General features: G+C 59.9%; 8 protein-coding genes. 2 read left to right on the top strand and 6 right to left on the bottom strand.

Annotated elements, in window-relative coordinates; genetic code table 11:
• The first annotated feature begins 39 nt into the window (after window positions 1–39).
• On the top strand, window positions 40–762 hold the full coding sequence (locus VF629_RS24355) for an ABC transporter ATP-binding protein (RefSeq protein ID WP_331061119.1): 723 nt from the start codon (window positions 40–42) through the stop codon (window positions 760–762).
• Window positions 763–825: 63 nt separating this feature from the next.
• On the opposite strand, the gene VF629_RS24360 is transcribed toward VF629_RS24355, so the two are convergent.
• The 3 genes from VF629_RS24360 to VF629_RS24370 form a co-directional block, all read right to left on the bottom strand.
• A complete protein-coding gene (locus tag VF629_RS24360; protein WP_331061120.1) occupies window positions 826–2,022 on the bottom strand; it encodes a lycopene cyclase family protein in 1,197 nt (398 codons plus the stop codon).
• 93 nt (window positions 2,023–2,115) lie between these two features.
• On the bottom strand, window positions 2,116–2,859 hold the full coding sequence (locus VF629_RS24365) for a TIGR00730 family Rossman fold protein (RefSeq protein WP_331061126.1): 744 nt from the start codon (window positions 2,857–2,859) through the stop codon (window positions 2,116–2,118).
• Window positions 2,860–3,157: 298 nt separating this feature from the next.
• Window positions 3,158–4,387, bottom strand: a complete 1,230-nt coding sequence (locus VF629_RS24370) for a Glu/Leu/Phe/Val dehydrogenase dimerization domain-containing protein (RefSeq protein WP_331061121.1) — start codon at window positions 4,385–4,387, stop codon at window positions 3,158–3,160.
• A 294-nt stretch (window positions 4,388–4,681) separates the two neighbouring features.
• On the opposite strand from VF629_RS24370, the gene VF629_RS24375 reads away from it, so the two are divergent.
• Window positions 4,682–4,948 (top strand): metalloregulator ArsR/SmtB family transcription factor, encoded by a 267-nt coding sequence (locus tag VF629_RS24375; protein ID WP_331061122.1) that lies wholly within the window; start codon window positions 4,682–4,684, stop codon window positions 4,946–4,948.
• A gap of 59 nt (window positions 4,949–5,007) precedes the next feature.
• On the opposite strand, the gene coaE is transcribed toward VF629_RS24375, so the two are convergent.
• From coaE to yajC, 3 genes are all read right to left on the bottom strand, one after another.
• Complete coding sequence (coaE, locus tag VF629_RS24380) at window positions 5,008–5,613, bottom strand: dephospho-CoA kinase (RefSeq protein ID WP_331061123.1); 606 nt, start codon at window positions 5,611–5,613, stop codon at window positions 5,008–5,010.
• Window positions 5,614–5,618: 5 nt separating this feature from the next.
• On the bottom strand, window positions 5,619–6,344 hold the full coding sequence (locus VF629_RS24385) for a hypothetical protein (RefSeq protein ID WP_331061124.1): 726 nt from the start codon (window positions 6,342–6,344) through the stop codon (window positions 5,619–5,621).
• A 3-nt stretch (window positions 6,345–6,347) separates the two neighbouring features.
• The coding region (gene yajC, locus VF629_RS24390) for a preprotein translocase subunit YajC (RefSeq protein ID WP_331061125.1) at window positions 6,348–6,677 on the bottom strand (330 nt) is incomplete at its 5' end.

Here is a 6,677-nt window from a genome sequence, read left to right on the forward strand (position 1 = left end):
AAGTCCCCACAGTCTTCATCTTTGGTTCCTTCCTCATCATTGAAAATAGAAAATCTGGTTGCGGGCTACCCCGGTAGGGTGTTGGTCCGCAACCTTTTTTTGTGCTTGCCGGGTCCGGCTTTTGTGGCCGTGGTGGGGCACAACGGCAGCGGCAAGACCACGCTGTTCCGGGTGCTCACCGGCCAGTTGCCATACGAAGGCAGCATTCAGCTGCACGGGCAGGAAGTGCGAGGCTTACGCCGGGCAGCCACGGCGGGCCTGCTGGGCTACTTGCCCCAACGCGGCAGCATCGGGTTTTCCATTGCGGTGCGGGAATTGGTGGTGATGGGGCGCTACCGGCACCACGGCCTGCTAAGCGCCTACGCGCCTGTTGATTATGCCCTGGCCGACGCCGCGCTGGCGCGGGTGGGAATGGCGCACCTCGCCCAGCGCGACTTTGCGCAGCTTTCGGGCGGCGAACAGCAGCTCGTGTGGCTGGCCCAACTCAGCCTGCAAGACGCGCAGGTATACTTGCTCGACGAGCCCACCCAGCAGCTCGACCCGTATTATCGTCGCCAAGTATTCAGCCTCGTGCACGACTGGGCCGCCACCCACGGCAAAACCGTGCTGTGCAGCACCCACGACCTCGACAACCTTCCCGAACTGACCGGCTACCTCCTAAACCTCTCCGAGCCGCAGCCGCAGCTCCGGCCGCTTTCCGGGGCCACCGTGCGCGACGCCCGCGCCTGGCTGGAGCAAGCCCCTGCTGGAATAACCAATTGAAGGGAGGTGGTCTAAAGCGTATAATTGGCCGCAACGACTAGCACCTTGATGTTGCGGCGCAACTCATTTCCGGCTTCCCGGTCGGCCGCGCAGCACGTGGGCGATTGATTGCATGAAAGGGCCCGGCTCTACCGAATTCATTATCCGCAGATTATCAGCCCAGGACGTTTGTTCGTCCAGAAAGCGAAAGATGCGCTCCACAGGATTGTGGGCAAACAGGTCGCGGAAGATGTCGCGGGTTAACTCGCCCCGGCGCTTCATGATGTCCAGCAGCAACGTATCGAACAGCCGGAACTGCCATTTATCGCCGGTGGGGTCGGCAGGCGGGCGGCCCGTTGCCGCCAAGGCCGCCACCAGCCGCGCGGAGTGCTGCTGAATGCGCTTGAAGGCGTAGCCGGTGCTGGGCTTGGCCCGCCCGCTTCGCGTGCCCAGGTTGATGATGTGCGAGCCCACGCGGGCCGGCAGCGGATGGTCGGTCATGGGAATGGCGCCCACTTCTTCGGCCGTAATCCGGTAAGAATCTGCCCCGGATAACGCCTCCAGGTACTCCCGAACAGCCGTTTCGTACTCCGCTTTGGGCAGCGTCTTTTCCGAGAATAAGGTGTACTCCACCAAGGCTTTGCGTGGCGTGAAGGGCAGCACGTACATAAAGCGCGCCTCGTGGTGCTGCTCGCCGCGGAAATCCATGAACTCCACCACTCCGGGGTCGAAAACGTCGTGGTCCGTTTCCACTTCCCAGCCCACAAAATGCTGCAGCAGGTACCGATGCTTCTGGGGCTGCTGCAGTTGCCGGAGGTCCGGTGGGCGACTGTCGAAAGCGTAGCAAGCGGTGAATTCCTCCCCGGCTGTGGTAATGACTTTTACGCCACTTTTTGGCAATGGCTGCAAACTGCTGGCATAGCCGGGCACCCAGGTGAACTGCGGTTTGTCGGCCAGCGCGCGCCGCACGTGCCGGTAATAATCCAGCCCATTGATGGTTTTGTAGCGGTAGCAGCCCAAGTCGATTACCCGGTCAAATCCGGGGCTGCGGAAGGCTATTTTTCGCCATTCGTGCGCCACAATGCCGTCGAAAGGCGTGGGCGCGTCGGTCCAGAACGACCAGGTTCGGTCGTTCTGGTCTTTGGCTTCGGGCTCAAGTATCAGGACCTTTTTGTTGGCTAATCGAGGTTCCTGGGCGACGTGATAGGCCAAACTCAAGCCCGCCGCGCCGCCGCCAACTATCAGGTAGTCAAAATCTAACGGGGGGGAGGACACGGGCATGAACGGGCGGTGGTCAGCAGCAAGGTACGGGCAAAACAAAAAAGCCGAACCTCACGGCTCGGCTTTCGACAGGGCATAAACCCGGATACCGCCCTAGAAGTTGGGCGAGAGCAGGTACTTGTGGTAGAAATCGTCGATGATTTTTACCGCCTCGCTGGCGTCGTCCACTATTTGCACCAGGTTCAGGTCCTCAGCCGAGATGTTGTGCTCCTCGTGCAGCATTACGTCCTTAATCCACTGGAACAGACCGTTCCAATAGGCCGAACCCACCAGCACGATGGGGAAGCGGCTGATTTTCTTAGTCTGAATGAGCGTCATGGCTTCAAACAGTTCGTCGAGCGTGCCGAAGCCGCCGGGCATGCCCACGAAGGCCTGGGCGTATTTCACGAACATCACCTTCCGCACGAAGAAGTAATCGAAGTCGATGCACTTGTCCTGGTCGATGTAGATGTTGTGGGTTTGCTCGAAGGGCAGCTCAATGTTGAGGCCCACCGACTTACCGCCCTCGGAACGGGCGCCTTTGTTGCCAGCTTCCATGATGCCGGGGCCGCCGCCCGTGATGACGCCGTAGCCGTGGCGCACCAGCTTGGCCGCGATTTCCTCGGCCATTTGGTAGTAGGGGTTCTCGGGCTTGGTGCGGGCCGAGCCGAAAATGCTGACGCACGGGCCTATTTTGGACATCTTCTCGAAGCCCTCCACGAACTCGGCCATGACCTTGAAAATCTGCCAGCTGTCGGCGATTTTGATTTCGTTCCAGTCCTTGTCGACAAAGGCTCGACGCAGGCGCTGCTCGTCCTCCAAAGCCAAGGCACTCTCGCCGTTGGCCGACTGGCGCATCTCGGTGATGCTGGTGAGCTTGTCGTCGTTGACGTTGGGCTGCTTGATGGTTTTGCCGCTGCCAGCGTTCAGCAGGTCGTCGGAGACTTTGGTCTTGCTGGTCTTCGCTTTCTTCAGAGTAGACATAATTGCAATGGGAATTCCTTCTAAAACAAAATCGCCCCGGGGCGGGGCGACCAAAAGTAGGGCGTCAAAGTTACCAAATTGTTAGCAAAAAACCTTCATTGGGTGCTACTACAGAATACAGTAGCGCTTAGTGCCGGTTTTTTGCTAACTTAATGATGAGGTGTTCAAGAAGCTACACCAGTTGCCGCAAGGCCATCTCGAACGAGCGTTGCGCGATGCCCGTGGGCTGGGCGTTTTCGCGGTGCGTGCGCTCCAACGCGGCCCCAATGATGCGCGAGGTATCGGCGAAAATGGCTTGGTCGGTGATTTCGGCTCCGGTTTCCATGAGGTAGGCGAAGACGCGCGCCATGCCGCAGTTGGCAATGAAGTCGGGCACCACGGCCGTGTGCTGGTCGGCGTATTCGCCCGTCGGGCCGAAGAAAATTTCCGGGTCGGCAAATGGCACGTTGGCGCCACAGCTTATCACCTTGAGGCCGCCGGCGAGCAGTTGCTCCACCTGCGCCCGCGCCACCAAGCGCGACGAGGCCGCGGGGATGAAAATGTCGGCTCCTACCGACCATATCTTCTCGTTAATCTCCTCGAAAGACAACAGGTTGTCGGCCGTCAGCGTGTTGCCCTGGCGGGCCAGCAGGAGGCTGCGCACTTCCTCCAGCCCAAACCCCTCGGGGTTGAGCAGGCCGCCGGCCCGGTCGATGATGCCCACAATGCGCACGCCTTGGCCGGCCAGGTAGTAGGCCGCTGCCGCGCCCACGTTGCCCCAGCCCTGAATGATGGCGCGCTGGCCGCGCACGTCGGTGCCGGGCCAGAGGCGGTAGTAATGGCGCACGGCCTCGGCCACGCCGTAGCCGGTGATGAGGTCGGCCACGGTGTATTTACGGGCCAGGTTAGGAGAGAAAGCAGCGTCTTCTACCACTTTTATCACGCCCTGCCGCAGCTGGCCCAGCTTTTGAATTTTTTGTGGCTCTGTGGCACGGTAGTGGCCATTTACCACGCCTTCCTGCGGGTGCCAGAGGCCGTACTCCTCGGTGATGGGAATGACCTCGTGGATTTCGTCAATGTTCAAATCGCCGCCGGTGCCGTAATAATTTTTCAGCAGTGGAATCACCGCGCGGTACCAGCGCTCCAGCACGCCGCGCTTGCGCGGGTCCTGCGGGTCGAAATTGATGCCAGACTTGGCCCCGCCGATAGCGGGCCCCGACACGGTGAATTTTACTTCCATGGTTTTGGCCAGGCTCTCGACCTCCCTCTTATCCAGCCCTTTGCGCATGCGCGTGCCGCCGCCGGCTGCTCCGCCCCGCAAGGAGTTGATGACTACCCAGCCTTCGGCTTCGGTTTCGGAATCTTTCCACTCGAAGACAATTTCCGGGCGCTTGTTTTCAAATTTTGTGAGGAGGTCGAGCATGATGAATGGGCGAGAGTAAAAATGGCCAGCTAAGCCGGGCTGTAAAGGTAAAAATTGAGCCTGCCGGGGTGATAGGGCAAGAATTGTATTCCGATTAGAAACAAAAAGGAGAATACTTAAGTATTGAGAGAAATTAGGGTTCTAATTGGCCTTTCGGGTGTTAAAGAGGAACTACCTAAGCAGCAATGATGTATTGCACTTATTCTACGCTCCCATTTCTCTTTCATTTTTAATTCTCTCATGAAACCATTGCATTCGCGTGTTGAAGCGCAACAGTTGGACCGTGCCGCGGCTATGCTTAAGGTTCTCTCCCACCCCAAAAGGTTGGCTATTGTTGATTTGTTGGGCAAGACCAAAGGCAAAGACAGCCAGATGTCTGTCACTGATATTTACCAGGCTCTCGACCTTCCCCAGGCCATTGCCTCGCAGCACCTCATCACCCTGAAAGACCGGGGTGTATTGAAATCGAGCAAGATTGGCACCAAGATTTACTATTCGCTGGCTGTTCCGCAGTTGTTGAAAGTAATTGACACGCTGGAAGACTATTCGGGCCGCCTGTAAGCGCACCCAATTCGTCTGAAAGAAGAAAGCTAAGGCCGTTCCACAAGAGCGGCCTTTCTTTATGCCCGTTCGGCAGCGCCAAATGCGGCGTGCAAAGCCAGCACTTGTGGCAGCAGCGGCCGCACGTCGTCGTTGAATAGTACATAGTTGGCACGCTGCATTTTTTCTTCCTCGCTCAGCTGCTTGGCCACAATAGCCTCTACGTCGGCCAAGGAGCGGTGCGTGTCGCGGCGCAGCACGCGCGTCTGGCGCACCGCCAAAGGCGCAAATACTGTAATGATGCGGTCGAGCTGTTTGTAGGAGCCCGCTTCGAAGAGCAGCGCTGCTTCCTTGAGCACGTAGGCATGGCCGGCCTGCTGCTGGGTGCTGGCCCACCGCTCAAAATCGGTGCCCACGTGCGGGTGCACAATGCCATTCAACTGAGCTAGCAGCGCGGGGTTGCGAAACACCGTGCCGGCCAGTGCCGTGCGGTTGAGGCGTCCGCTGCTGTCGTAGGTTTCCGGGCCGAAGGCAGCGCTCAATTCCTGGCGCAAGGCAGCGTCGTTTTCCATCACCCACCGCGCCCGGGTATCGGCGTCATAGACTGGCACGCCGAGCTCGTGAAACAAGCGACTGGCGATGCTTTTGCCCGAGCCAATGCCTCCGGTGATGCCGATGCGCAGCATAAGAATTAACGATTAGAGGTGGCTCGACGCGGGACGCGCGGTGAAACATCGGGGCGCCGCTGGTACTCCATGCTGACCCGGCGAACCGAGGGCCGCACCCGTGCCGGCGCGTTTATCACCACGTCCATCTCCTCAGAGCCAGCCAAGCTGGATGATACCGCCACAGGGTAGGGGTTAGGCAATTGATTTACTAAACTTGCGGGGCCCCGGAACGTGACCACCGCTGGCGTGAAGCGGGCCGCGTACCGGCGGGCCGAATCGGGTGGCAAGGCCAACGGCAGCTGGCGGGTGGCGTAGCGGTCGAAGGTGAGGCGTAGGGTATCGCCGGCCCATTCGTTCACCTGCACGCCTTCCAAGGCGTTTTGCAGGCCGCGGCGCCACGCATCGGCGGGCAAGTAGCGGGTGCCGGGCAGCGGCACCGGGCGCATTTCCGCCGGGAGGATGCCCCAACCCATGTTAGCCCTAAGCAAGCGCCAGCCCTCGCCCGTAACCGTGACGGGTAGGGCCGCTGGTAAAGGCCGCATGGGCACGTAGCGGGCCGAGTCGTAGCGCCACGCCAGGGGGTAGTTCAGGCGGGTGGTGTAGGTTTTGTTCAGAGCATTCATCTGCCAGAACAGGCCGGCGGCCAGCAAACAGGCCGTTACGGCGCGGTAGAAGCTGGGCTCTTTGCCCGCAAACGGGCGCACGAACCAGCGCACCAGCCGGGCGGCCCGGTTCAGCAGCCCGGGCACGGCTTAGGCAGTCGCTGCGCCGTCGGCGCTGGCCTTGGTGCCTACCTCGCGGGCTATGGCCGAGCGGTCGAAGCGCAGCTTGGTGCCGCGGTCAACCTCCACCACTACCGTTTCTTCGGTCACGTCCACTACCAGCCCATGCAGGCCGCCAATGGTGACGATGCGGGAGCCCTTGGCCAGCGACTGCCGGAAAGCCTTGGCGTCGGCCGCCCGCTTTTGCTGGGGCCGAATCATGAAGAAATACACCACCAGGCCAATGGCAATGGGGAAAAGCAATTGGGTGTAGTCCATTCCTCCGGAAGCTTGCAGCAGTAAGGTCAACAACATGGCGTT

Origin of the sequence: Hymenobacter sp. (genome assembly GCF_036388155.1) — a bacterium.
Lineage (GTDB): Bacteria > Bacteroidota > Bacteroidia > Cytophagales > Hymenobacteraceae > Hymenobacter.